The organism is Mucilaginibacter dorajii (assembly GCF_024808255.1).
GTDB classification, from domain to species: domain Bacteria; phylum Bacteroidota; class Bacteroidia; order Sphingobacteriales; family Sphingobacteriaceae; genus Mucilaginibacter; species Mucilaginibacter dorajii.
The window spans coordinates 1-22,919 of sequence record NZ_JANTYS010000011.1 but is presented as its reverse complement, the minus strand read 5'-3'; the positions used below and the strand labels follow the sequence as shown (position 1 = coordinate 22,919).

Genomic DNA, 22,919 nt, shown 5'->3' with positions numbered 1-22,919 from the left:
AAATAGTTTATTTATATACTACCGGCTTTATTAAGCCGATATCAATTATGAACCAAAAAAATAAAAAGATCATGATAGCCGATGATGATCCGGGTATTGTAGATGCGATAGAAATACTGTTGGAGTTTGAGGGCTATGAGGTAACATCAACAGTTGATGGTTCTACGGTGTTTGATATGAAAGATGAACTGCCGGATTTGCTGCTGTTAGACATATGGATGAGTGGCGAAGATGGCCGCGACATTTGTAAAAAGTTGAAACAACTGGAGTCAACCAAAAATATCCCGGTGATCATGATCTCGGCCAGTCGCGATGTAAAAGACTCTGCCATTGCCGCTGGTGCCGATGACTTTTTAGCAAAACCTTTTGAAATGGATGAGCTGCTCAAAAAGATCTCGTTACTTGTACCTGGCAGCTAAACCGGTATTATTTGTCAGTAATAATAAAATCCTGATACCAGATACTAACTACCTGATACTTAAAAAATAAAACATTAATACTTAACCATTGTTGCTATTCAAAAAGAATGCATCATGGGAGTATTACAGCATATTCAACACCAGATCTCGGCACTTAACGATCTGATTAAAATAAATAATAACCGTATAACAGGCTATCAAAAGGCATTGGAAGATACCGACGACACCAACCTGGTTTTGCTTTTTAATGAGCACATTGATCAAAGCAAAAATTACGTTACCGAGCTAAAAGAATATATACACGTATTGGGCGGTCAGCCTGCCGATGGCACTACGCTATCCGGCAAATTTTATCATACCTGGGTAAATTTAAAAGCGGCATTTATCAACAAGGATAAACACGGCATTTTAAGCGATTGCGAATATGGTGAAGATATTATTATAAAATACTACCGCAAAGCTCAGGACGATAAAGAACTGATTTGGGAAGATGATAAAGTTGTAAACCTGCTGGCCTGGCAATTAAACGGTTTTAAAACAGCCCATGACACTATTAAAGGTTTAAGAGATTCTGTTACAGTTTAAAATTGCGGAAAATGAATACTGCCGACCAGGATTTTTTGGAAGAATATAAGCCCCTGCATGTACCGCACGAGTACGATGCCGGCGCTTGTGCACAAAACAATGTGGTGTTTGCACTTGCCCACCTTGAAGAGGCCACGGCTGATGAAGTGGCCCGGAAACTAAGTTCGCTTGAGCCCGGCACAAGCCCCGCAACTCATCAAAAAAACGCCGACGATATTTTGAACTACCTTTTTGATAAAGGCCTTATAAAAGCCAATAACAAAGGCGGTAAACTGGTTTTTAATTTAAATAAAATTCGCGAAGCAAACTCGGGTAAAGCCGACGAGCTTTAAGGCGTTACCGGGCTTAACGGTTTAGCAGATATTATACTATCTACAACAAATACACTTACCCCTCTCCAGGGTAATGTATGCAGGTACTCTTTATAGTGAAGCTCAAGGTATGATCCGGCATTGTTATTCAGTTGCTGCGCTACTTTCTCGTCGGTAACAGAAAACATAAATTCATTTGAGGCTATAGTTCCCTGGGTTTGGGTACGGATGCCATTTTGTATGAGCCGGCCTTCATATGTTTTAAATAGGTAACCTTTTTTAACAAAATAATTCATTGTGCCCGCTTTGGCGCCTTCGCCAAAAACAAAGTAAAAACGGTAATAAAAGAAGCCGCCAAGCAATAGCAATACAACCAACAATAAAATAATTCGGGTACGGGTTTTCATATACGATGTTTTAATTATCTAAAACTACAAAACTTAAAATTAAGCCGATAAGATATCTCAAATAAAATCAGGTTTAATTATAGATCATTGCCATTTCTTTCAGATTAAATAAAAATATTATTACTAATATTACTTCTTTCAAGTTTAAAGTATAACTTTTAGCTTAAATACCTAAAATCTACATCAATGTGTGCCGAACTACCAAATGCCTTGTCCGACGAAATTTTCAGGATCATTTTTGAAAAATCGCCGGGTTCTTTGTTGGTTAAGGCCGATGCACCCCGTTTTACTATAGTTGCCGCCAGCGACGCTTATTTATCCATAACCAATGCTACAAGGGAACTGATTATCGGTAAAGGTTTTTTCCAGGTTTTTCCGGATGATGATCACGACCCTAACGATGAAACGGGCGCCCGTAAAACGTTCAGCAAAGTTGTAGAAACAAAACAAAAAATCGATATCCCATCTTATCGATATGACACCCGCGATCCGGATACCGGTGATTATAAAATAAGGTATTGGTCTTGCAGTAACGCGCCTTTTTATTGCGGCGAGGGTAACGAGATGTATATTTTAAATACCATTGTGGAGATTACCGGTGAAGTTAACGCAAGGCAGGAAGCTACCGAAAGTGAGCATCGGCTTAGGCTTGCCGCAGAAGCTACCGGCTTTGCTACTTTCGACTGGGAATTTAAAGATGAGCTGAGTTTATGTTCGCCGCAGTTGGTTGAACTATTAGGTCATCCGGCAGATACGATGCTGTCTTCAAGAGAAGCATTTAATACGCAAGTATTGCCAGAAGATAGATCAGCTGTGATGAACGCCTTTAACGATTCAATAAAAACAGGAGTTTACGCTTACGATGTACGGATAGCCTGGCCCAACTCTTCTATACATTGGATAAGTGTTAAAGGCAAATTGGTAACTGATAGAGATGGTAAACCAACAAGAATGCTGGGAACCGTGATTGACGTTACCGAAAATAAACGTGATGAGATCAGGAAAAATGATTTTATTGCAATGGCCAGCCACGAGTTAAAAACGCCGCTTACATCAATCAAATCATATGTGCAGCTCCTGGCAAAAAAGCTGGAAGCATCTGAAGATGCTTTTATTCATAACGCATTAGCGAAGGCCAATACGCAGATCAATAAAATGACCGATCTGATCCATGGTTTTCTTGATCTTTCCAAACTGGAATCGGGCAAGCTGCAAACCAAACCCGAAGTGTTTGATATGAACCGGCTAATAGCCGATTGTATTGCCGAGCTTTTACAATCAAACCATAACCATACTGTAATTTTTGATGGTTCGATGGTTTTAAATGTTACAGCTGATAGAGGAAAGATTGGCCAGGTATTGAATAATTTTTTAAGTAACGCCGTTAAGTATTCGGCCAGGGGGAGCAAAATACTGGTAAACAGTACATTTACTACTGAAGGCTTGCGGGTAGCTGTAACGGATGAAGGCGTTGGCATTAAACCCAAAGATCAAAAAAAAGTATTTCAGCGTTTTTATAGAGCGGATAATGAAAAAATACGGAATGTGTCTGGCTTTGGTATAGGCTTATATTTATCCAGCGAGATCATTCATTCCCACCACGGTAAAATCTGGGTAGAAAGTATTGAAGGCAGCGGTTCTACATTTTATTTCAGTATTCCCGCTTAATACCATATTATTTAACCGGTGTTAAATGTATCTTTTTATAGGATGATACCATAAACTCAATCAAATCTGCTATGTTTAACGGCGGTTGGTTGGTGGTGATACTCAATTTCTTTTTGCTTTTTTCAAAATCAATCTCGAAATAATAATTTGGCGCGTCGGCTACAGTATCAGCTTGCTGCCAGTTATACATTTTTTTGAGCTCGCTATGTTTCACCCAGTAATTTAAAGTATCAAGTTGGCGTGGCGATAATTTTCCCGTAAACTCACCCTTAAAAGGTTCGGCATACTCCCCTCCTCTTAAATGATAATCGCCATTAGCCAAAACGGTAATTTCTAACTGGGGGCAATCACCGTGGCAGGTAGATGATAAAAATCGGATTTTAGAGAACCCTGCATCCTTATCATAACTATTTTTAAAATTGGTGAACAGGTAAGTATCCGGCCCGGCTAATACTATAGCATTTGAATCGATGGCTTTTAAGTAAAGCCTGCTATTGGTTAAATCCTTGATCAGGAACTTCGCGTTAATGTGGTGCTTTACCTTAAAATTATCAGCGCTGGATGTATAGGTGTCTGTTAGCAACAGGGTATCTTTTACTACTGCGTAGTTTTTTTTCTCTTTATCAAAACCAACAAAATTAAAGTAAACGTGCCCTCGTGAAAAATAAAGATGTCCCAGATCCTTATTAATCCACCGGATAGAATCAAGTTTTACCCGTTGGGCATAGGCATTGCCAGTCATCAGCACAAATAACAACAAATATATTCCGCGTTTTAGCATTGTGTAAATTTACCGGGCTTGCTACCCGTTTATAAGCTCATATAATAATCCGTTAATGATTCAAAATCATCAAACTTCAGATCAAAATCCCCGGTATGGCCAAATCCGTAGCTTACAAATATAAATGGTATACCTGCCATACGTGTCTGCTCAGCGTCACCTTGCGTATCGCCAATATAAACCGGGTTTTCAAGCTGATGTTTATCCATCAATAAACGCATATTATGGTGTTTTGGCATATTGTTTTCGCCGTAAGCCATATAATCGGTAACAACATCCTCAATACCAGCCCATTTAATAAATAATGGGATGATACCAATCGCGCAGTTGCTTAAAACAAGCACCTTATATTTTGTTGCTAACCGCTTAATTCCCTCGGTAACGCCAGGGTACACGTTGCCACCGCTGGTTGGCAATATTTGCCGGCGGGTTTCATTAACATCAAGGTAAACATCCAGGGCCTTATCGTCATCAAAATCGGGCATGAGCACCTTGGTGAGTTTTTTACCTTCCATCCCCATTAAGCCCACTAACTCATTCCTGTTTATGATGCGTTGAATTTGTAATTTTTCGAAAGTGAGGTTCCAGGAGTTGGCGTAAGTGTCAACGGCATCCCAAAGGGTTCCGTCCATGTCAAAAATGAGGCTATCGGGCTTTAGCATATAGGGTAAATGATGTTTTTTCTAAAGATGTAAAATTAACCCAAGCTGTGAAAACGAAGTTCATGTTTTCTTCATTATTAATCTTCACTTTTGAAGTGTGATAAGGTTAATGTGGGCCAGCTTAGCAGGAGGTTGGTTCCATAGAGGTCTCCGCCGTAAGAAGCGGGGACTTTTTTATTTTATGCCAAATTAGTTAAATAGCCTTACGATAATAATATGAAGTTGTGTTGGCCGGCTGCCTTACAAAACCGGTAGCTTCATATAAACTTTGCGCGGTAAAATTATCAACCGAGGTTTCCAGTTCAATAAATGTTGCACCATGGCTTTTGGCAAAATCATATGCTGTTTGTAGTAAAGCTTCTCCAATACCTTGTTTACGATGGGCAGCATCAACAAACAGGTCATTCAATAACCAGTTCTTAGTTGCCCTTACCGATGATAGCAGCGGATAAAGTTGGGTAAATCCAACCGGCTCATCACCATCAATTGCCACAAAAATAACCGACTCATTATGCTCAAGCCTGTTTTTAATGTAGCTTTCAGCAAGGGCAATATCTGACACTTGTTTGTAAAATACCCTGTATTGGTTAAACAAACCGGTAACCAATTGGTAGTCGACTATAGAAATCTGCTTGATTTGCATATTAGGTGATTTAACTGTGGGCTGTAAATATATAACTATGAAATAGTTATACCATCGCCTACTTTATAGATCTCGTGAAATTTAATACCCCGTTTGTCAAAGTGTTTGCCGTAAGCCGTGTAGCGCTGTTTAATGAAAAACTCTTTGGCATACCCATCATGAACCGGCAAAATCTGTTTGGGTTCCAGCCTGTCGGCAAAGCCCGAGATACGAAGTTCGTTGGCGAACGGCGCCATTGTTACCATTAACAACAACTCGATGCCTTTATATTCCAATAGCTTATCCTCCATGGAATCAACCGGGTGCAATACTTTGTCGTTGATGATAAAACCCGTCATTTGCGGTAAGGGATTGTCCATTATGGGTTCGTGCGCCACCGGGAAAGCTTTGAGGATAAAAGGGCCGAAATTTGCTGTACCTTCTTCTAATATGGTATAAACAATACCTGCTTTATCAAGATCGGCACCAATTTGAGTGTTGGTGATTACAATTGCCCCACTCAACGTTAAAATCTCTTTTAATATTTTAACATCGTAATGATCAGGGTGGATGTGTGTAATAATAACCGCATTTACATCTTTAAACATCTCCGCGGTAACCTCACCTTCTGCAAAAGAAAATTTACCGGGATCGAACAATAGTTTATAACCATCAAGCTCAAATACAAGACAGGAATGGAGGTATTTGGTGATCTTCATACACGATTTATAGGATTTTAAAAAGATTTAAAGGATTAACTTCAATATAATATACAGCGCAGGATTTATAAAGTTTAACATTTTTAAATCCTGCTAATCCTGTAAAATCGATAAATCGTGTTAAAGCAATTCCGTAGCCAAATTAGCCAGTTCGCTCCGCTCCCCTTTTTGTAAAGTGATATGGGCATAAAGCGGATGACCTTTAGCTTTATCAATCAGGTATGACAATCCGTTACTTTCAGCGTCAAGATATGGGGTATCTATCTGGTAAATATCACCGGTGAATACAAATTTACTATTCTCGCCAGCGCGGGATATAATAGTTTTTACCTCGTGTGGGGTAAGGTTTTGCGCTTCATCAACTATAAAGAAAATTTTGCTAAGCGTACGGCCACGGATAAAAGCCAGTGGTGCTATCGAGATCTTATCGTTAGTTACCAGTTCATCAATTTTGGCCTGCATTTTATCATCATCAGCAAACTGATCTTTAATGAATTTGAGGTTATCCCATATTGGTGCCATGTATGGGTCAATTTTTGATTTAATATCGCCGGGTAAAAAGCCAATATCTTTATTGCTTAAAGGCACTATAGGGCGGGTAACAAATATCTGCCGGTAAAATTTTCGTTGCTCCAGCGCACTGGCCAGGGCCAGCAGTGTTTTGCCTGTGCCGGCATTACCTTGTATGGTCACCAGTTTAATATCCGGGTGCAGTAAGGCGTGGATGGCAAATGCCTGCTCAATATTCCGGGGCGAAATATTGAACACTGGCTGCTCGGTCACTTTCTCTAACTGTTGGGTTTGCGCGTTGTAAAAACCCGCTACGTCATTTTTTTTGCTTTTTAGTATATAAAAGTGGTTATTGGTGTAACTGGGCACACTTAAACTTTCGGCTGGCAGGTTTTCTTGTTTGTTAAGCTGGGTAATCAGTTTTTCTGTTACCTTATCTACATCGGTTTTGCCGGTGTAAAGCTCGGCCAGGTTTTTGATTTTTCCGGTTTCATAGTCTTCGGCATGCAGGTTAAGCGCTTTGGCCTTTAAGCGCAGGCAAATATCTTTTGATACCAGCACCACTTTTTTGTTGGGGTATTCTTCCTGCAAGCCAAGAGCGGTATTCAGGATGCGGTGATCTGTTTTTTCGGAGCCAAAAACTTCTTCGGCATTTAAACCGGTGGTTTTAACATCCATGGCCACTTTAAAGCTGCCTTTGCTTTTGCCGTTAAGCGGAATCCAATCGTTCACCATGGTGTTGCGCGAAAATTCGTCCATGAGGCGGATAAAGCTGCGGGCTTCAAAATTGCGGGTATCGTTGCCGTTCTTTTTGTTATCAAGCTCTTCCAATACCTGTATAGGTATGGCTACATCATGCTCCTGGAAGTTTTGAAAGGCATTGTGATCGTAAAGGATCACAGAGGTATCTAAAACGAATATTTTCTTCTGGTTACGCTGGCCGTCCTTATTCATATCCCACTAAATTAGGTTTTTTAAGATATGTTTAAAACGAAAACGTCATCCTAAACAAAAAAACCTTGTAAAAGCGAAAACGGGAGCCTCCTCTTTCGATTTGAACTCCCGTTTCCTAACCACTGCTCCACCGTAGTTTCCCAGTAGCAACAAGTTTTGTGTATCCATGACGGATAAGCCTTCCATCTGTTGTTCTTGCGAACGGTTGATTTCCTGCATTATCACTGGTTCTGTTTTGGGTCTCCGTAAAGCCCCGCATCGTTTCCAGCACCTCCTTTAATCACAATCTTTTTTCAAAGACTTTCGTAATTTTCATTTTTTCATGTGACTCAGTGAACTTCACTTGATCTTTAGCTCCTCCGAAGATTTGCCCGATTCAATTTCTGTTTTCCTGAAAGGCTGTCAAAGTACGTCGTTCTTGATGATTTCAATATCGGGACATAATCACGTTTTGGCAAGAAAAAAATAAATTTGTTATAAACAGGTTATTAACACCAGTGGTACCTTTACTAACATATGCTATGTGTTGATTTACAATATATTATTTATCAAAATATAGTAATTGTTCATCGTTATCAACAACTCATTTATTCACACATTGAATGGAAATTGAAGGTTTTTAAAAGTCAAAAAATGCGTAAAATTGAAAATATCGTAAATTTTCTCTGTTAAATGTCGCCAATTATGATTTTTAATTTTGAATTGCGCGTACCATTTAAATCAACTTGTTAACCCTGCTGCAGGTAAACCAGGTAGCATACAATTCCACTTTATTCAAACATAACCATGCTTTTCCGGTTGATTTAAAAAAGAGCAATTGATCATGGAAAAAATATATACCGCTGTAGTAACAGCAAAAGGCGGTCGCGACGGCCACATAAAATCTGAAGATGGCGTAATAGATCTGGAACTGAAAGCACCAAAAGTGATGGGTGGCGAAGATGGTTACGCCAATCCCGAGTTATTATTTGCCGGCGCTTGGGGAGCCTGTTACCTGGGTGCATTAGGCTCAGTTGGCATAAGGGACGGCGTAAACGTTACCCAGGCTACGGTTGATGTACATATCACCTTCAACAAAGAGGGCGCATCATCCTATGCCCTTTCTGCCGAATTACATGTACATATCCCCGGTATTGATTGGGATGTAGCTCAAAAGCTGGCCGACGCGGCCCACAAAGGCTGCCCCTATTCAAAAGCCACCAGGGGTAACATTGATGTTAAGGTAATTGCTGATTAGTTGGCAGTTTTCAGTGGGTAGTTTTCAGTTAGCAGCAAAGACTCGATGCATAGCTACTAAATGGCGACTGATATTTAAAGCTGCTTACTGCAAACCGCCAACTACTTTCTACTTACCAAAACACTCCATTCGCTGCCGCTGCCAATTTTATATACATCGGCAAAGCTGCCCTGGTTTAAGGCAAATGATAATTGCAGCAAGCTATTAAGGTAAGCTAACGGTTTGCCCTTGGCTACCTGCCCAAAGGTTGAGCTATATGGCGCATCGCCCTCATAGGCTTTTTTACCATTGTGGTAAACAATTAAATGCAGCACATCGCCCACTTTTAAGTTTAATGGTTTGATAAGGTCATCGCCGATGTTTGTCCAAAGGTTACCGTATTGTACATCTAAAATATCGATGGTGCCTTTAAGTTTTCCATTTTCCAATTCCGCTTTTTGGTAAGGTAATTTTACTACTTCTTTAGGCAGTTCGGGTCCAACCTGCTCATAGGTAATTACGCCGGCAGCTAAACGGGCGGCTGTATAAGCATATACATCGCGACCGTGAAAAGTATATGATTTCTCGGATCCACGCCGACGGTTTACATTTTCGTCTATCTGGCGAATCTCAGCTATACCAAGCGACTCAGACACCAGCGTTAAAGTTCCGTTATCGGGCGTAACAATATATTGCCCGGTATTGGTTTTTAACACTACTGACTTGCGGGAAGTACCAACGCCTGGATCTACCACCGATACAAATACGGTACCTGCCGGCCAATAGGTTACTGTTTGGTATAAACGGTACGAGGCTTCCCATATGTTATAAGCCGGAATTTCATGTGTAAGGTCATACAATTTCAAATGTGGCGATACACCCATGGCCACACCTTTCATGGCCGATACCGCGCCGTCCTTCAAGCCAAAATCCGATTGAAAAACAACGATCTTGTTTTGGGCATAACTGCAATAGGAAATAAATAAGGAAAGTATAAGGAGTAGTTTTTTGCTCATGGAAGCTAATATAATCATTTAGTAACGCTTTTGGAATAATCGCCAGAAAAGTAACTAAGCGCAAAAAAAGGCCGCCCCAATTGGGAACGGCCTTCAAACCAAACTAACTACTTTATGAAAACAGTCTTAAATTATTTTACAGCTATTTCTCTTGATTGAAATTTAGCTTCTTCTTTTTTGGCAATGGTCAGTTTCAAAACACCATCAGTGTAATCGGCTTCAATTTTTGATTGGTCGGCACTTTCTGGCAAGGTGAATGACCTGCTGAATGAGTAATAGCTATACTCACGTTTGCTGAATTTTTTACCTTCAATAGTTTCGGTTTTCTTTTCGGCCGATACGGTTAAGATGTTTTTATCTAAAGCTATTTTTAAATCTTCTTTCTTTAAACCTGGTACTGCAAGCTCAACTTCAAATTCATTTTCAGTTTCGGCAATATTTACAGCGGGGATACGGGCAACCAATTTATCGCCTAAAAACGAATCGTTTAAAATTGAATCGAATACATCGTTAAAGAATGGGCCCCTTGCGTTGTTTTTTAATCCGTTGTTAAATTTTACTAATGTCATGATATGTATCTTTCTAAGTTTTTGTTTTTGTTAACTTCGTGAAGTATTAATCAACTGTTATACCAACACATAAAATCAATATTATACACGACACTTTGTCGTATATAATGATTTCATACAGACAAATTGACATAAATGACTGAAAAACTTACCGATTACAAGTTCAAAACGGACATCCATATCCGTTTTTCAGATATAGACTCCCTGGGGCATGTAAACAATGCCGTGTATTTAACCTACTTTGAAACTGCGCGTACCAATTACTGGAAAGATGCTATTGGTTGGGATTGGAATAACGCGGGCATCATCATTGGCCGGTCGGAAATCAATTATTTAAAGCAAATTACCATTAACGATAAAATTGCCTGTTATGTACGCACCATTCGCATTGGTAACAGCAGCTTTGATGTAATGCACGTATTGGTGAAAGTTACCGCCGAGGGTGAAGAGATTGTAACCACCGGCAAAACGGTGTGTATCAGTTATGATTACCACGCTAATAAATCAGTATCTATCCCGCCAGATGAGCGCCGGAGTATGATTGCTTATGATGAGCCGAGGTTGATTTTGAATACAAATTAATTATTATTTGAAGATTTGAGAATTTGAAGATTTGAAAATGAAACTTCAATTAACTTCATTTTCAAATCCTCAAATCTTCAAATTCTTAAATTAAAATATTTTCCCCGGGTTAAGGATGCCCTTCGGATCAAACACAGCTTTTATCCCTTTCCAAAGCACAAAGTGCACGTTAGAATATTTTATCGGCATAAAATCTTTTTGTACCAGGCCGATGCCGTGTTCGCCGGATAGCGTGCCGCCAAGGCTAACGGTAAGTTCAAAAATTTCTTTGATGCCATCTTTTAGCTTATGATTCCAGTCGCTATCGCTCATGTTGCCTTTGATGATATTTACATGCAGGTTTCCATCACCTGCATGACCATAACATACTGATTCAAAGCCATATTTAATACCTGTTTCCTTTATTCCTTTAATTAATTGCGGCAGGGCTGCACGTGGCACCACGGTATCTTCTTCTTTATAAACCGAATTTGATTTTACTGATACCGCCATGGTACGGCGTAAGCGCCATAGTTCTTCTTTTTGCGCCGATGAATCGGCAAACAGCACATCGCTGCAGTCATGGGCCTCTAAAACAGTGTTGATCTTTTCACAATCGGCAAAAATCACATCCTGGTTATTGCCATCTACTTCTATCAGTAAAAATGCTTCAACACCGTCCTTTAAATCGAAGGCGATGTCGTCATATTCTTTCACCCATTCTACCCCTCTTCGTTCCATAAACTCCAAAGCCGACGGGATAATACCAGCCCGGAATATAGCCGAAACAGCTTTACAGGCAGCCTCATTAGTTGGAAATGAAGCCAGCATCAACGCATCAAGCGTTGGCAAGGGCACCAGCTTTACCACAATTTTGGTGACTATCCCCAAGGTACCTTCTGAACCTATCATCAACTGCGTTAAATTATAACCCGAAGCGTATTTTAGCGTATTAGCTCCCGTCCAAATAATTTCGCCGTTTGGTAAAACTACCTGCAGGTTTAACACATACTCGCGGATGGTACCGTATTTAACAACCCTTGGGCCGCCAGAGCCATGAGATACATTACCGCCTATAAAACAACTTCCTTTACTTGCCGGGTCCACGGGATACAGCAAACCTTTGGCAGCGGCCTGGTTCATAAATTCTTCGGTAACCACACCGGGCTCTACGGTAGCTTGCAGGTTTTGCTCGTCAATCTCCAATACCTTATTAAAACGCTCCATGGCAATGAGCAGACCACCTTTTACAGGTAAAGCACCACCGCTTAAGCCCGTGCCTGCACCACGGGGGGTTACCGGGATCCGGTTATCATTACAAAGCTTCATCAGGGCCGACACTTGTTCTGGCGTATTGGGTTTGGCAACAACCTCGGGGTAATATACCAGGTCTTCGGTTTCGTCGTGGCTATATTTTTCCAGGTCGGCATGCTGGGTAATAATTGCCTCGGCACCAACTATGGTTTTCATATGTGCCAACACACCTGGTGTTATGATATTATACTTCATTTAGCCGGCTTATAATTAATGGTAACACTTGAGCAAGCTATTTTACCCAACAAGGGTGGGTTGAGTTTCTTAACCGCCACACGGATGGCTTGCACAAATGAATACTTTTTCACTATCCTGTCAATAACTGCCTCAGCTACTGTTTCAATCAGTTTACGCGGATGTTTCATCTCTTCACAAACTATGTTGTATACCTTTTCGTAATCGACAGTATTATTGATATTATCGTCACTAAAATTGGTTTTCGGCGTAAAATCAACCTCTACATCTACCAAAAAACGGCAGCCTAATTTTTGTTCTTCGGGATAAAATCCATGGTATGCAAAAAACTCAGCACCCTGCAAAGCAATAGTCATCATGTTTCAAAAGTAGCAGATTTTGTTGGTTTACTAATCGGTTTAATTAACAAAATGCATCTTCAATCTGTTAGGTACCCCAGCAAATACTTCCGTTGAGACTTTGTTTTTGCACGTGCTTAAAATTTTTTGAAAAAATAATTTCACCAAAAACTATGTTTAAATCATCTAAACATAGTTTTTGATATAAAGTGGCTTCCGGTATCTAAAAACGGGGTTTTTGAATGAAATAAGTCCACCTTAAATGCTATATATTTGCCCACCAAGTATAAAGTTATGGCCAAAACAGATCTGTACGAATCGCCCGATTACTATCAATTAGATGAATTGCTTACCGAAGAACATAAGCTGATCCGTTCGTCTGTACGTGATTGGGTAAAAAAGGAATTAAGCCCCATAATTGAGGATTACGCCCAAAAAGCCGAGTTCCCGATGCACCTGGTAAAAGGCCTGGCAGAAATAGGCGCTTTTGGCCCAACCATCCCGGTTGAATACGGCGGTGCAGGTTTAGATTACATGGCTTACGGCATTATCATGCAGGAAATTGAGCGTGGCGATTCGGGCATTCGCTCGGCTTCATCGGTACAAGGCTCGTTGGTGATGTACCCTATTTATGCTTACGGATCTGAAGAGCAACGTAAAAAATACTTACCACGCTTAGCTTCTGGCGATATCATGGGCTGCTTTGGGCTTACCGAGCCAGATCATGGCTCAAACCCAGGTGGCATGACCACCAATATTAAAGATGCCGGCGATCACTATATACTCAATGGCGCTAAAATGTGGATCTCCAACTCCCCTTTTGCTGATATAGCCATCGTTTGGGCGCGGGACGAGGATAAAAAAGTACGCGGCCTGATTGTGGAACGCGGCATGGAAGGTTTTACCACGCCTACTACCCACAATAAATGGTCGCTAAGGGCGTCTGCAACAGGCGAACTTGTTTTTGATAACGTTAAAGTCCCCAAAGAAAATGTCCTACCCAATGCAATTGGTTTAAAAGGTCCGTTAGGATGCTTAAACCAGGCCCGGTACGGTATTGCATGGGGCGCGCTTGGCGCTGCGATGGATTGTTACGATACAGCTTTAAGATATGCTAAAGAGCGTGTGCAATTTGGTAAGCCGATAGCCGCTTTTCAGCTACAGCAAAAGAAATTAGCAGAAATGATTACCGAGATCACCAAAGCCCAGCTTTTAGTTTGGCGCTTAGGAGTGCTTAAAAACGAGAACAGGGCAACTGCGGCCCAAATCTCGATGGCTAAACGAAATAGCGTAGAAACCGCGATTAACATAGCCCGCGAGGCCCGCCAGATACTTGGTGGCATGGGGATAACCGGCGAGTATCCTATTATGAGGCATATGATGAACCTGGAATCTGTTATTACCTATGAAGGCACGCACGATATCCACCTGTTAATTACCGGTATGGATATCACCGGCGAGGATGCTTTTAAATAAAAACGGCTGTAAACAGACAGGTAAATATTCCGTAGCAGAACTATAGTATTTAAATTTTACAAATACTACTTTTGTTACCACCCCCTATTTTAATGTTTCCAGTTCGATCTACATTTAGTTGCTTTAGAAACCAGGCGCAAAACCTCAGATTGTGTATTGCGCTCGTTTTCTCTTTATTTTTTTATTCCTGCGCTCAAAACAACAAAGACACAGGCAATTACTCTAAAGAATTTAAAGCCATTGCAGATACTATTGATAATTTTAAAGACCTAAAAAAGCGACCGCTTATTGGCACCCAATATGTTGATTCGGCTTTTAAAAAAATTAAACACCCTTTTGTTCATGACAGGTTTCGTGTATACAGCTACCATTTCGTATACCAGTCGAAACAAAAACATGACTATAAAAAGGCGCTGCTGTATGCCGATAGTATGCTGATGGTGGCCAAACAAAGTGTAACCAAGCACCAGTACCAGGTTAACTATGCTGAGGCAAATTTTGCCCTTGGTGACGCTTATTTTTCAATGTCGCATTATGATGACGCCTACAAATGCTTTTACCAGGGTTATTATATCGGCAAAAGCCAGGTTAATAACGAGATCCTGGCCGAATACACTTACCGCATGGGCATGGTGATGTTTAAGCAGTCACATTTTTTAGAGGCTGCCAGTTACTTCAAGATCAGTTTTGAAAAAAGCAGCGCCTATAAAGATGATTTCAGGTCGTTTTATCAGCGACAGGAATTATTGGCCGATGTTGGAGAAAGCTATAAAAATGCCGGAAAAATTGACAGTGCTTCATTTTATTTGAAAAAAGCAACCGATTATATTGATGCCAATAAAGAACGTTTTGGCAATGTTGCAGAGATGCTTGAAATTGCCAGGGGTGTTATATATGGCGATCAGGGAGACATCGCCCTGACTACTGGTAGTTACATTATAGCAGAAAATTTCCTGAAAAAGAGTATTATCATTAACCTCAGAAAAGGAAATGACAACAAGGACGCTCAATTAACCGAAATAAAACTCGGTCGCTTATACCTTACCTTAAACCGGCGGGCGGATTTATTGAACCTGCTTCAAAACCTACACGCCCAGTTAGATAGTATCCCCAACGCCGAGGTGGAAACCAACTGGAATTACCTGATGAGCCGCTATTATGAAAACATCGACAATTTTAAAGCCTTAGCGCATTTAAAGAAATATTCGGCTTTAAAAGATTCAATGCTTAAAGTATCGAATTCACTTAGACGTATAGATGTAGCCACCCAGCAAGCCAATTACGAAAAGCAAAGTGAAATTGATAATTTAAAGGATAATAACAGGCAACAGTTAATATACATTTATCTTGCAGTTTTGGTATCAATAATGGCGGTGATCATCATATTCCTGGTTGTCGGAAACCTAAAACGCTCTCGTCGTGATGTAAAGGCTATTCAAACACTGAATGATAAAATCAACGACCAAAAGGGACACCTGGTTAGCACACTCGAAGAACTTAAACAAGGCGGCCGGGAAAAAGATAGGATATTAAGAGCCGTTGCTCATGATCTTCGCAACCCTCTTAGTGGTATCGCATCACTTTCAAACGTGATGACCGAAGATGAATATACAGCCGAACAACTGGAAATGATCAATCTTATCAAGGAAACCTCTTTCAACTCATTGGAGCTAATTAACGAAATCCTTGAGGTTGCCGATACCGCAAACGTATCCTTTAACAAAGATTGGGTCGACATAAATTCCCTGATAAATAATAGTGTTGAACTTTTAAGGTTTAAAGCCGCAGACAAACAGCAGTCTATCAATGTTGATCTTCCACGGCCATGGGTCAAACTTTTCATTAATCGTGAAAAAATATGGCGGGTGGTGAGTAATTTAATCAGCAATGCCATTAAGTTTAGTCCGGCTGGCGCTGTTATCGAGGTAAAAGCTGAAGATCAGGATCTGGAATTTGTGGTATCTGTAAAAGATCATGGTATAGGTATTCCTGATAAATTAAAAAGCCAGGTTTTCAATATGTTTACTGATGCTAAACGCTTAGGAACAGAAGGCGAAAAATCATTTGGATTGGGCCTTTCTATTTGCCAGCAAATTATAGGGATACATAACGGCAAAATATGGTTTGAAAGCGATACTGAAAATGGGACTACATTTTATTTCTCGCTTCCAAAGTGAGTTCTTCCTGCTTTACCTTCTTTTTTAAAAAATCGGCAAACCATTTACCCGACATTTTTATGATGCGTTTTTGCGTATTATGATCAACGTGGATTAAACCAAAACGGGGATGATACCCTTCCGCCCATTCAAAATTATCGGTAAGTGTCCAAACAAAATAGCCATTTACGTTACAACCTTCATTTTTTGCCTTTAACACCTGGGCAAGATAGTCCTGCAAATATTGCAGCCTTTTAGGGTCATTAACTTCCCCATCGGTAACCTCATCGGGGAAGGCTGATCCGTTTTCGGTGATGATTATATTTTTGATTGTTGGGTAGGCGGCAAACTTTTTTATCATATGATAAATTGATGGTGGATGAACCTCCCATCGCATAGCCGTAAGTTCAACTTTTCTATTCTCGGCCTTAATAATGCGGGCGCTTACATATGGTGTAAAGAAGGAGTATTTAACAATTTCGCGGGTGTAGTTTTGTACACCAATAAAATCAAAATCGAAATGCATATTATCCTCATCGCCAGACAAAATATATTTTTGAATGCCTTTTAAAACAGGCAGGTCCCTAACCGGGTAGCCCATTCCTAAAATTGGTTCAATAAATAAGCGATTGATCAGGGCATCCACTCTAACTGCTGCCGCAATATCGCGGGGCTTATCTGTTAAAGGTTCAACTTGCGAACAGGAGAATGTTGTGCCTATCTGTGCATCGGCAGGAAGCTGCTCCCGTAAAATACGGGCACCGGCAACAATACTTAAAACAACATGATGAATTACCGATGTAAAACTTCTTATGCCACTTCGGCCTGGTGCATGAATGCCAAAAAAGTAGCCGGCACCAGTGAATACTACCGGCTCGTTCATCACCATCCAATGTTTTACCCTATCACCAAAGCTATTGACACACAGGGTGGTAAATTCACTAAACCAGTTAATAACCTCGCGGTTTGACCAGCCACCTTTTTGCTCCAATACCTGGGGCAAATCCCAATGGTAAACGGTTATCCAGGGCGTAATGCCTTGTTCAAGACAATAATTAATAACACGGTTGTAATAATCAATGCCGGCCTGGTTAACCTCGCCTGTGCCATTAGGCAGCAAACGTGTCCAGGATATAGAGAAACGAAAATTGGGAATGTTTAACTTTTTGATGAGGTCGATATCCTCTTCATAGCGATTGTAAAAATCACATGCGGTAAGCGCGTGATCGGCATTTAATATTTTACCTTTTTTTGCGGTAAAATTATCCCAAACAGATTCGCCTTTGCCATCAACATCATGAGCGCCCTCAATTTGAAAAGCCGCTGTAGACACACCCCACTCGAAACCGGGGCCAAAAAACTCTCTGTTCAGAGCAGTATGCTGATTAGTAATTTTCATTAAATTGGACTACGAGGGTCCAAAATTGCGATAATATTTGCGAAAGACAGGTATAAAACCGAATAATATTAATGTATGAAAGACGATTTCATACTTTTTAGCATCATCCACTCGCGTAAACCGCTTATAAGTCTTGAAAACACATTGATAAATTTCATAACCTTATTTTTGTTTATCTAAAGGTACTGCGCTGATGTGTAGTTACTGTAACAGCTATATTATCAAATCATTAAGTGCTATATTTTAGCATCAGTACTAATTTCGGGAATTATTCTCAATTAAACCAAGGCTTATTCACGTTAATTGAAATTCATTGCAGAAATTCGTGCTTATGAAGAACCATTTTATTAAACTGTTCAATTACGACAACTTTGCCAATAACGCTTTATTGAACTTCATTATTGATGCCAATAGCCCACGCAGGCCTATTCAATTGATGGCCCATTTGCTTGTTGCCGAACGGCGCTGGTTAGATAGGGTTAATGAAGTTATCCCATATTCATCAAATGAATTATGGCCTACCGATTTTACCGCCGAACATTGCGCAAAACTAATCACCGAATATCATGAGGAATGGATCGGCTTTTTGGAACGTATGCCGGAGGCTGATTTCATCAGGATAATAAGCTACCAAAACTCCATGGGCGATAGCTATAGCACAGCGATAAGTGACATCCTTACTCATGTCATCAACCATAGTACCCATACAAGGGCGCAGGCCGGGCAGCAGCTAAAACTTGCCGGCGCCGAAACTTTACCCATTACTGACTATGTTTATTATTTAAGGCAATTAAACAGTTAACATTAACCTGTTTATTTACAATATTTGCTACCGTTTTATATTCATTACCACAAAACATGAAAAAACATATTGGATTTATCTTAACTGCGGCTGTCATAATTGGTTGCGCCGATACCAAAAAACAAGAAAAGTTGCTTTTAGATAGCGTTATAGCTGTGCACGATAAAGTAATGGCTAACGATGGACATTTAATGAACAATAAAATGCTGCTGGATAGCCTGGTAAAAAATAAACCTACTGTAAAAGATTCGGCTATCGCTTATCTAAAAATTGTTGATGGTGCCGATAGTGTTATGGGCGATTGGATGCACAATTTTGACATAGAAAATAAGGGGAAATCGCACCAGGAGATAATGGATTATCTTAATGATCAAAGGAAGAAAATCGAAGCAATTGATTCGCAAATTAATCAGGCCATCATACAGTCTGATAAATATCTTAACCAAAATAAAAAATGATGAGGAAACTAACATTAATTGGCATCATGGCATTTGCCTTGTTAAGTTCATGCACCTCAAAATCAAACAGGCTTCCTATTTTAGGCAGCAAGAACCCCGTTACTAAAACAGTTGATGGCAAACAGGTTACTGATACCACCTACGCCACCATTCCGGATTTTAAGTTTGTTAACCAATACGGCGATACCATTACGGCTAAAAATTTGGATGGCAAAATATATGTGGCCGATTTCTTTTTTACCACCTGCCCTTCTATTTGTCCGTTAATGCATCGTAATATGCTTAATGTTTATAAGGAATTTAAGGATGATAATAATTTTCGAATCCTATCTCATACCATCGACCCTAAATATGATACGGTGCCGGTGTTAAAACGCTATGCAGATAAGATGGGTATCGCCGGCAATAGCTGGTGGTTGTTACATGGCAACAAGGGCGACACTTATGGCATTGCCAAAAGTTATTTACAAAGCGTACAGGAAAGGAATCCCGCCGGACAATACATCCATGATGGCTTTTTTATATTGATAGATAAGCAAAAACGCATCCGCGGTACTTATGAGGGCACCGACCCTAAGGAGGTTGATAAATTGATAGCCGATATCAAAACCTTAAAAGCCGAGCCGGAACAAGTAGCCGCAAAATGAAAGTTAAACTGATAGCCGGGATATTGTTACTAATAACAGTGGTTGTTGTTTCTTGCCAAAGCGATGAGCAGGTTGAGTTCAGTCGCTATTATTCGGGTGGTAGTAGTATTTACCAGCAACATTGCCAAAACTGCCATGGGGAAAAAGGCGAAGGTCTACAATCGCTGATCCCCCCCCTTACCGATTCTATTTATCTAAAAAATAACAAAACCCTTTTAGCCTGCTTCCTTAAAAATGGCCTTAAAGGGAAAATAATAATCAACAAACGCGAATTTGATGATGAGATGAAACCCGATGAACTTGCCCCTATCGAAATAGCAAAAGTACTTACTTACGTGACCAACTCTTTTGGCAATAAAATGGGGGTTATCAACTTACAAATGGTTGAAGGCGATATGGCTAAATGCCGTTGACCTGGGTCGAAGTTCAAGGTGCGGGAAGCAAGTAATAAGTGGTGGTTTTTGAATCATCTTCTGTTAGGTGTTCTCAAGTTAGATTCTCAACCCAAAAAACTCGGGCCTTGAAACAGGAACCCCGAACCTCAACGAAGATCCTCAATATAATTCCCTACCTTTACAGCGCAAAACGTTCTATCGCTGCCTGCTTGTTGGGCGGAGGAAAGTCCGGGCAACACAGAGCATCCTGCTTCCTAACGGGAAGGCACCGGCAGCCGGTGACAGCAAAGTGCCACAGAAATAATACCGCCGCAGTCTTTTGATTGGGGTAAGGGTGAAAACGTGAGGTAAGAGCTCACGACATTGCCGGGCGACCGGTGATGATGGTAAACCTCAGGAGTTGAAAAACCAAATAGGTCTCGAAAGCGGAGCTGCTCGTTCCCGTATCCTGGTTAGCCAGGGCCGTTGAGATGGGTAGGTTGTTTAAACCTGTCAGCAATGGCAGGGCCAGATTAATGATAGAAGTTGCCCCCTCCGGAGCAATACAGAACCCGGCTTACAGATTTGCTGCTGATAAAATGCCCTTTCCTGCAAACAGGAAGGGGTTATTTTTGTTACATGCATCAAAGTGTTTATTTTTCTATACAAATTGATATATTTAGCGTTTGAACAATTACTACCTACACATATATAAAACATGGCAAAAATTTTAATTATTGACGATGAACGGGCAATACGCAGCACCTTGCGCGAAATCCTGGAATATGAGGATTACGAAGTTGAGGATGTTGATAATGGCGTTGATGGTTTACAACTGATTGAGAAAAAAGATTACGACCTGGTACTTTGTGATATAAAAATGAACCGGATGGACGGCATGGAAGTGCTTACCGAAGGTTTAGCTATAAAGCCCGACCTGCCTTTTATTATGATAAGCGGTCATGGCACGGTTGAAACTGCAGTTGAAGCAAGCAAAAAAGGCGCATTTGACTTTATATCAAAACCACCTGATCTTAACCGCTTGCTCATCACGGTACGCAATGCCCTTGATCGCGGGAGTTTAGTAGTTGAAGCAAAAGTTTTAAAACGTAAAGTATCCAAAGTGCGCCCAATACTGGGCGATTCACAGGCTATATTAAAAATCAAGGAAACTATTGATCGGGTGGCCCCTACCGATGCACGCGTGCTGGTTACCGGTGCAAACGGTAGTGGTAAAGAGTTGGTGGCCCGCTGGCTACACGAAAAATCAAACCGCTCAAACGCCCCGATTATTGAAGTTAACTGCGCGGCAATTCCATCAGAATTAATTGAGAGCGAATTATTTGGGCACGAAAAAGGCTCATTTACGTCGGCTATTAAGCAACGCATAGGCAAATTTGAATCGGCCAACGGCGGAACTTTGTTTTTGGACGAAATTGGTGATATGAGCCAATCTGCCCAGGCCAAAGTATTACGTGCGTTACAGGAAAGCAAGATAACCCGCGTTGGTGGCGAAAAAGAGATTGACGTAGATGTACGTGTGGTTGCGGCGACTAATAAAGATTTGCTGAAGGAGATTGAAGCAGGTAATTTCCGTATGGACCTTTACCACCGCTTAAGCGTGATCCTCATCCACGTGCCGCCACTCGTTGACCGTAAAGACGATATTGCCTTGCTCACACAAAGCTTTTTAGACGAGATCTGCAATGAATATGGCATGCCGGTTAAAAAGATCTCTGACGCGGCCCTTGATGCCCTTAAAGCCTTACCATGGACAGGTAACATCCGCGAATTGCGTAACATGGTTGAACGTTTGATTATTTTAAGCGATAAAACCATTACCGATAACGATGTGCGCGCTTTTGCAAACCCATCTGCACCAGTGGCTGTCGTCGCTGATAATAATGCTGCACCACAAACAGATTTTGATCAGTTTAATAATTTCCAGGAATATAAAGATTTTGCCGAGCGCGAATACATTAAATTCAAGCTGGAGAAAAACAACTGGAACGTTTCAAAAACTGCCGACGATATCGACATTCAGCGCAGTCACCTTTATAGTAAGATCGAAAAATTCGGCCTTAAACGCGGGGAGTAAAACATTTGAAAATAATTTAAAAAGGAGGCAGTCCGAAGGGTTTGCCTCTTTTTTATTGTAAGCAAAATCGCTAACATTGTGCAAACCAATCATAAACCATGAAACTAAACCATTTTACTTTTCTCTGCGCAATTGTATTAGCATCCTGCACATCTAAAGAAAACAAAACAGAACCCAAAGCAGAGCAGCCACTTATTGGTACCTGGCATTTGGTATCAAGCAAAAGCATTACCAAAGGCGATACAGCGGTAACCACACCATCAAAGGACGAGGAAATGGTTAAAATATTTAACGGTACAAATTTCGCGTTCTTTACCCACGATCTGCTGCACGGCAAAACAGCCAAACCTGTTTACAGCTCCGGTAGCGGTACCTACACCCTATCTGGTGATGATTATGCCGAGCACCTTGCCTATTGTGACGCCCGCGACTGGGAAAACAGAGATTTTAAATTTAAAGTAAAATTTAATGGTGATACCCTTGTGCAAACCGGCATTGAGAAGATAGACAGCTTAAAGATTGATCATATTATTATTGAAACCTACGTTAAGGTTAAATAGAAAACAGAAAGAGGCTGTATCATAAATCATGATCAGCCTCTTTTTTATTACTAATGTTTTATTGCTGTAAATTCAAATATCTATTTATTGTTTAATTTGTTT

25 protein-coding genes and 1 other RNA gene are annotated in these 22,919 nt (G+C 40.6%); 15 read left to right on the top strand and 11 right to left on the bottom strand.

All coding sequences use genetic code 11. The features are described 5' to 3' along the window. The first annotated feature begins 47 nt into the window (after positions 1-47). The 3 genes from FHS10_RS15935 to FHS10_RS15925 all read left to right on the top strand — a co-directional run bounded on the left by FHS10_RS15935 (position 48) and on the right by FHS10_RS15925 (position 1,336). Entirely contained in the window at positions 48-419 is a 372-nt protein-coding gene (locus tag FHS10_RS15935) for a response regulator (RefSeq protein WP_259092251.1), read from the top strand. A 114-nt stretch (positions 420-533) separates the two neighbouring features. Beyond that, on the top strand, positions 534-1,004 hold the full coding sequence (locus FHS10_RS15930) for a ferritin-like domain-containing protein (RefSeq protein ID WP_259092249.1): 471 nt from the start codon (positions 534-536) through the stop codon (positions 1,002-1,004). A gap of 11 nt (positions 1,005-1,015) precedes the next feature. Continuing rightward, a complete protein-coding gene (locus FHS10_RS15925; RefSeq protein ID WP_259092247.1) occupies positions 1,016-1,336 on the top strand; it encodes a hypothetical protein in 321 nt (106 codons plus the stop codon). On the opposite strand, the gene FHS10_RS15920 is transcribed toward FHS10_RS15925, so the two are convergent. Further along, entirely contained in the window at positions 1,333-1,722 is a 390-nt protein-coding gene (locus FHS10_RS15920) for a hypothetical protein (RefSeq protein WP_259092244.1), read from the bottom strand. The genes FHS10_RS15925 and FHS10_RS15920 overlap by 4 nt on opposite strands. 186 nt (positions 1,723-1,908) lie before the next feature. Between FHS10_RS15920 and FHS10_RS15915 the strand changes: the two genes are divergently transcribed. Continuing rightward, a complete protein-coding gene (locus FHS10_RS15915; protein ID WP_259092242.1) occupies positions 1,909-3,390 on the top strand; it encodes an ATP-binding protein in 1,482 nt (493 codons plus the stop codon). Between the two features lie 7 nt (positions 3,391-3,397). Here the strand turns inward: FHS10_RS15915 and FHS10_RS15910 are convergent, their stop codons facing one another. The 5 genes from FHS10_RS15910 to FHS10_RS15890 form a co-directional block, all read right to left on the bottom strand. Then, positions 3,398-4,171 carry a DUF6438 domain-containing protein gene (locus FHS10_RS15910; RefSeq protein ID WP_259092232.1) on the bottom strand — a complete coding sequence of 258 codons (774 nt, stop codon included), beginning with the start codon at positions 4,169-4,171 and terminating at the stop codon, positions 3,398-3,400. A 29-nt stretch (positions 4,172-4,200) separates the two neighbouring features. After that, complete coding sequence (locus FHS10_RS15905; protein WP_259092230.1) at positions 4,201-4,833, bottom strand: HAD family hydrolase; 633 nt, start codon at positions 4,831-4,833, stop codon at positions 4,201-4,203. A gap of 193 nt (positions 4,834-5,026) precedes the next feature. Then, positions 5,027-5,476, bottom strand: coding sequence for a GNAT family N-acetyltransferase (locus tag FHS10_RS15900; protein WP_259092227.1), 450 nt, complete (start codon positions 5,474-5,476; stop codon positions 5,027-5,029). A gap of 35 nt (positions 5,477-5,511) precedes the next feature. Beyond that, a complete protein-coding gene (locus tag FHS10_RS15895; protein ID WP_259092225.1) occupies positions 5,512-6,174 on the bottom strand; it encodes an MBL fold metallo-hydrolase in 663 nt (220 codons plus the stop codon). A gap of 120 nt (positions 6,175-6,294) precedes the next feature. After that, positions 6,295-7,638: a PhoH family protein gene (locus FHS10_RS15890; protein ID WP_259092223.1), complete on the bottom strand. Its 1,344-nt coding sequence runs from the start codon at positions 7,636-7,638 to the stop codon at positions 6,295-6,297. An 823-nt stretch (positions 7,639-8,461) separates the two neighbouring features. Between FHS10_RS15890 and FHS10_RS15885 the strand changes: the two genes are divergently transcribed. Then, a complete protein-coding gene (locus FHS10_RS15885; protein WP_259092220.1) occupies positions 8,462-8,875 on the top strand; it encodes an organic hydroperoxide resistance protein in 414 nt (137 codons plus the stop codon). Positions 8,876-8,976: 101 nt separating this feature from the next. Here FHS10_RS15885 and FHS10_RS15880 read toward each other — a convergent pair whose 3' ends face one another. Further along, complete coding sequence (locus FHS10_RS15880) at positions 8,977-9,888, bottom strand: SAM hydrolase/SAM-dependent halogenase family protein (RefSeq protein ID WP_259092218.1); 912 nt, start codon at positions 9,886-9,888, stop codon at positions 8,977-8,979. Between the two features lie 113 nt (positions 9,889-10,001). After that, complete coding sequence (locus tag FHS10_RS15875; RefSeq protein WP_259092217.1) at positions 10,002-10,439, bottom strand: Hsp20/alpha crystallin family protein; 438 nt, start codon at positions 10,437-10,439, stop codon at positions 10,002-10,004. Positions 10,440-10,574: 135 nt separating this feature from the next. On the opposite strand from FHS10_RS15875, the gene FHS10_RS15870 reads away from it, so the two are divergent. Continuing rightward, positions 10,575-11,021 (top strand): acyl-CoA thioesterase, encoded by a 447-nt coding sequence (locus FHS10_RS15870; RefSeq protein WP_259092215.1) that lies wholly within the window; start codon positions 10,575-10,577, stop codon positions 11,019-11,021. A gap of 90 nt (positions 11,022-11,111) precedes the next feature. On the opposite strand, the gene FHS10_RS15865 is transcribed toward FHS10_RS15870, so the two are convergent. Both FHS10_RS15865 and folB read right to left on the bottom strand, forming a co-directional pair. Then, on the bottom strand, positions 11,112-12,509 hold the full coding sequence (locus tag FHS10_RS15865; protein ID WP_259092213.1) for an FAD-binding oxidoreductase: 1,398 nt from the start codon (positions 12,507-12,509) through the stop codon (positions 11,112-11,114). Beyond that, positions 12,506-12,868: a dihydroneopterin aldolase gene (folB, locus tag FHS10_RS15860; RefSeq protein ID WP_259092212.1), complete on the bottom strand. Its 363-nt coding sequence runs from the start codon at positions 12,866-12,868 to the stop codon at positions 12,506-12,508. The genes FHS10_RS15865 and folB overlap by 4 nt, the downstream gene beginning before the upstream one ends. A gap of 273 nt (positions 12,869-13,141) precedes the next feature. On the opposite strand from folB, the gene FHS10_RS15855 reads away from it, so the two are divergent. Further along, a complete protein-coding gene (locus tag FHS10_RS15855; RefSeq protein WP_259092211.1) occupies positions 13,142-14,323 on the top strand; it encodes an acyl-CoA dehydrogenase family protein in 1,182 nt (393 codons plus the stop codon). Positions 14,324-14,472: 149 nt separating this feature from the next. Further along, positions 14,473-16,500, top strand: a complete 2,028-nt coding sequence (locus FHS10_RS15850) for an ATP-binding protein (RefSeq protein ID WP_259092209.1) — start codon at positions 14,473-14,475, stop codon at positions 16,498-16,500. Here FHS10_RS15850 and FHS10_RS15845 read toward each other — a convergent pair. Further along, entirely contained in the window at positions 16,472-17,878 is a 1,407-nt protein-coding gene (locus tag FHS10_RS15845; RefSeq protein ID WP_259092207.1) for a GH1 family beta-glucosidase, read from the bottom strand. The two genes, FHS10_RS15850 and FHS10_RS15845, sit on opposite strands and share 29 nt — an antisense overlap. 331 nt (positions 17,879-18,209) lie before the next feature. Here FHS10_RS15845 and FHS10_RS15840 point away from each other — a divergent pair, with 331 nt between their 5' ends. From FHS10_RS15840 to FHS10_RS15810, 7 genes are all read left to right on the top strand, one after another. Continuing rightward, a complete protein-coding gene (locus FHS10_RS15840; protein ID WP_259092206.1) occupies positions 18,210-18,680 on the top strand; it encodes a DinB family protein in 471 nt (156 codons plus the stop codon). A gap of 56 nt (positions 18,681-18,736) precedes the next feature. After that, positions 18,737-19,138: a hypothetical protein gene (locus tag FHS10_RS15835; protein ID WP_259092204.1), complete on the top strand. Its 402-nt coding sequence runs from the start codon at positions 18,737-18,739 to the stop codon at positions 19,136-19,138. Next, positions 19,135-19,785, top strand: coding sequence for an SCO family protein (locus tag FHS10_RS15830; protein ID WP_259092201.1), 651 nt, complete (start codon positions 19,135-19,137; stop codon positions 19,783-19,785). Before FHS10_RS15835 ends, FHS10_RS15830 begins: the two co-directional genes overlap by 4 nt. Beyond that, positions 19,782-20,198 carry a c-type cytochrome gene (locus tag FHS10_RS15825; protein ID WP_259092199.1) on the top strand — a complete coding sequence of 139 codons (417 nt, stop codon included), beginning with the start codon at positions 19,782-19,784 and terminating at the stop codon, positions 20,196-20,198. Before FHS10_RS15830 ends, FHS10_RS15825 begins: the two co-directional genes overlap by 4 nt. A gap of 164 nt (positions 20,199-20,362) precedes the next feature. Next, an RNA gene (gene rnpB, locus FHS10_RS15820) (RNase P RNA component class A) lies at positions 20,363-20,756 on the top strand. A gap of 121 nt (positions 20,757-20,877) precedes the next feature. Beyond that, positions 20,878-22,257, top strand: a complete 1,380-nt coding sequence (locus tag FHS10_RS15815; protein ID WP_259092196.1) for a sigma-54-dependent transcriptional regulator — start codon at positions 20,878-20,880, stop codon at positions 22,255-22,257. Between the two features lie 98 nt (positions 22,258-22,355). Next, positions 22,356-22,817, top strand: a complete 462-nt coding sequence (locus tag FHS10_RS15810) for a lipocalin family protein (RefSeq protein WP_259092187.1) — start codon at positions 22,356-22,358, stop codon at positions 22,815-22,817. Positions 22,818-22,919: the final 102 nt, after the last annotated feature.

Excerpts from the sequence above, each read along its gene's own strand:
- FHS10_RS15935 (WP_259092251.1), top strand. The coding sequence starts at position 48 with ATGAACCAAAAAAATAAAAAGATCATGATAGCCGATGATGATCCGGGT.
- FHS10_RS15930 (WP_259092249.1), top strand. The coding sequence starts at position 534 with ATGGGAGTATTACAGCATATTCAACACCAGATCTCGGCACTTAACGAT.
- FHS10_RS15925 (WP_259092247.1), top strand. The coding sequence starts at position 1,016 with ATGAATACTGCCGACCAGGATTTTTTGGAAGAATATAAGCCCCTGCAT.
- FHS10_RS15920 (WP_259092244.1), bottom strand. The coding sequence starts at position 1,722 with ATGAAAACCCGTACCCGAATTATTTTATTGTTGGTTGTATTGCTATTG.
- FHS10_RS15915 (WP_259092242.1), top strand. The coding sequence starts at position 1,909 with ATGTGTGCCGAACTACCAAATGCCTTGTCCGACGAAATTTTCAGGATC.
- FHS10_RS15910 (WP_259092232.1), bottom strand. The coding sequence starts at position 4,171 with ATGCTAAAACGCGGAATATATTTGTTGTTATTTGTGCTGATGACTGGC.
- FHS10_RS15905 (WP_259092230.1), bottom strand. The coding sequence starts at position 4,833 with ATGCTAAAGCCCGATAGCCTCATTTTTGACATGGACGGAACCCTTTGG.
- FHS10_RS15900 (WP_259092227.1), bottom strand. The coding sequence starts at position 5,476 with ATGCAAATCAAGCAGATTTCTATAGTCGACTACCAATTGGTTACCGGT.
- FHS10_RS15895 (WP_259092225.1), bottom strand. The coding sequence starts at position 6,174 with ATGAAGATCACCAAATACCTCCATTCCTGTCTTGTATTTGAGCTTGAT.
- FHS10_RS15890 (WP_259092223.1), bottom strand. The coding sequence starts at position 7,638 with ATGAATAAGGACGGCCAGCGTAACCAGAAGAAAATATTCGTTTTAGAT.
- FHS10_RS15885 (WP_259092220.1), top strand. The coding sequence starts at position 8,462 with ATGGAAAAAATATATACCGCTGTAGTAACAGCAAAAGGCGGTCGCGAC.
- FHS10_RS15880 (WP_259092218.1), bottom strand. The coding sequence starts at position 9,888 with ATGATTATATTAGCTTCCATGAGCAAAAAACTACTCCTTATACTTTCC.
- FHS10_RS15875 (WP_259092217.1), bottom strand. The coding sequence starts at position 10,439 with ATGACATTAGTAAAATTTAACAACGGATTAAAAAACAACGCAAGGGGC.
- FHS10_RS15870 (WP_259092215.1), top strand. The coding sequence starts at position 10,575 with ATGACTGAAAAACTTACCGATTACAAGTTCAAAACGGACATCCATATC.
- FHS10_RS15865 (WP_259092213.1), bottom strand. The coding sequence starts at position 12,509 with ATGAAGTATAATATCATAACACCAGGTGTGTTGGCACATATGAAAACC.
- folB (WP_259092212.1), bottom strand. The coding sequence starts at position 12,868 with ATGATGACTATTGCTTTGCAGGGTGCTGAGTTTTTTGCATACCATGGA.
- FHS10_RS15855 (WP_259092211.1), top strand. The coding sequence starts at position 13,142 with ATGGCCAAAACAGATCTGTACGAATCGCCCGATTACTATCAATTAGAT.
- FHS10_RS15845 (WP_259092207.1), bottom strand. The coding sequence starts at position 17,878 with ATGAAAATTACTAATCAGCATACTGCTCTGAACAGAGAGTTTTTTGGC.
- FHS10_RS15840 (WP_259092206.1), top strand. The coding sequence starts at position 18,210 with ATGAAGAACCATTTTATTAAACTGTTCAATTACGACAACTTTGCCAAT.
- FHS10_RS15835 (WP_259092204.1), top strand. The coding sequence starts at position 18,737 with ATGAAAAAACATATTGGATTTATCTTAACTGCGGCTGTCATAATTGGT.
- FHS10_RS15830 (WP_259092201.1), top strand. The coding sequence starts at position 19,135 with ATGATGAGGAAACTAACATTAATTGGCATCATGGCATTTGCCTTGTTA.
- FHS10_RS15825 (WP_259092199.1), top strand. The coding sequence starts at position 19,782 with ATGAAAGTTAAACTGATAGCCGGGATATTGTTACTAATAACAGTGGTT.
- FHS10_RS15815 (WP_259092196.1), top strand. The coding sequence starts at position 20,878 with ATGGCAAAAATTTTAATTATTGACGATGAACGGGCAATACGCAGCACC.
- FHS10_RS15810 (WP_259092187.1), top strand. The coding sequence starts at position 22,356 with ATGAAACTAAACCATTTTACTTTTCTCTGCGCAATTGTATTAGCATCC.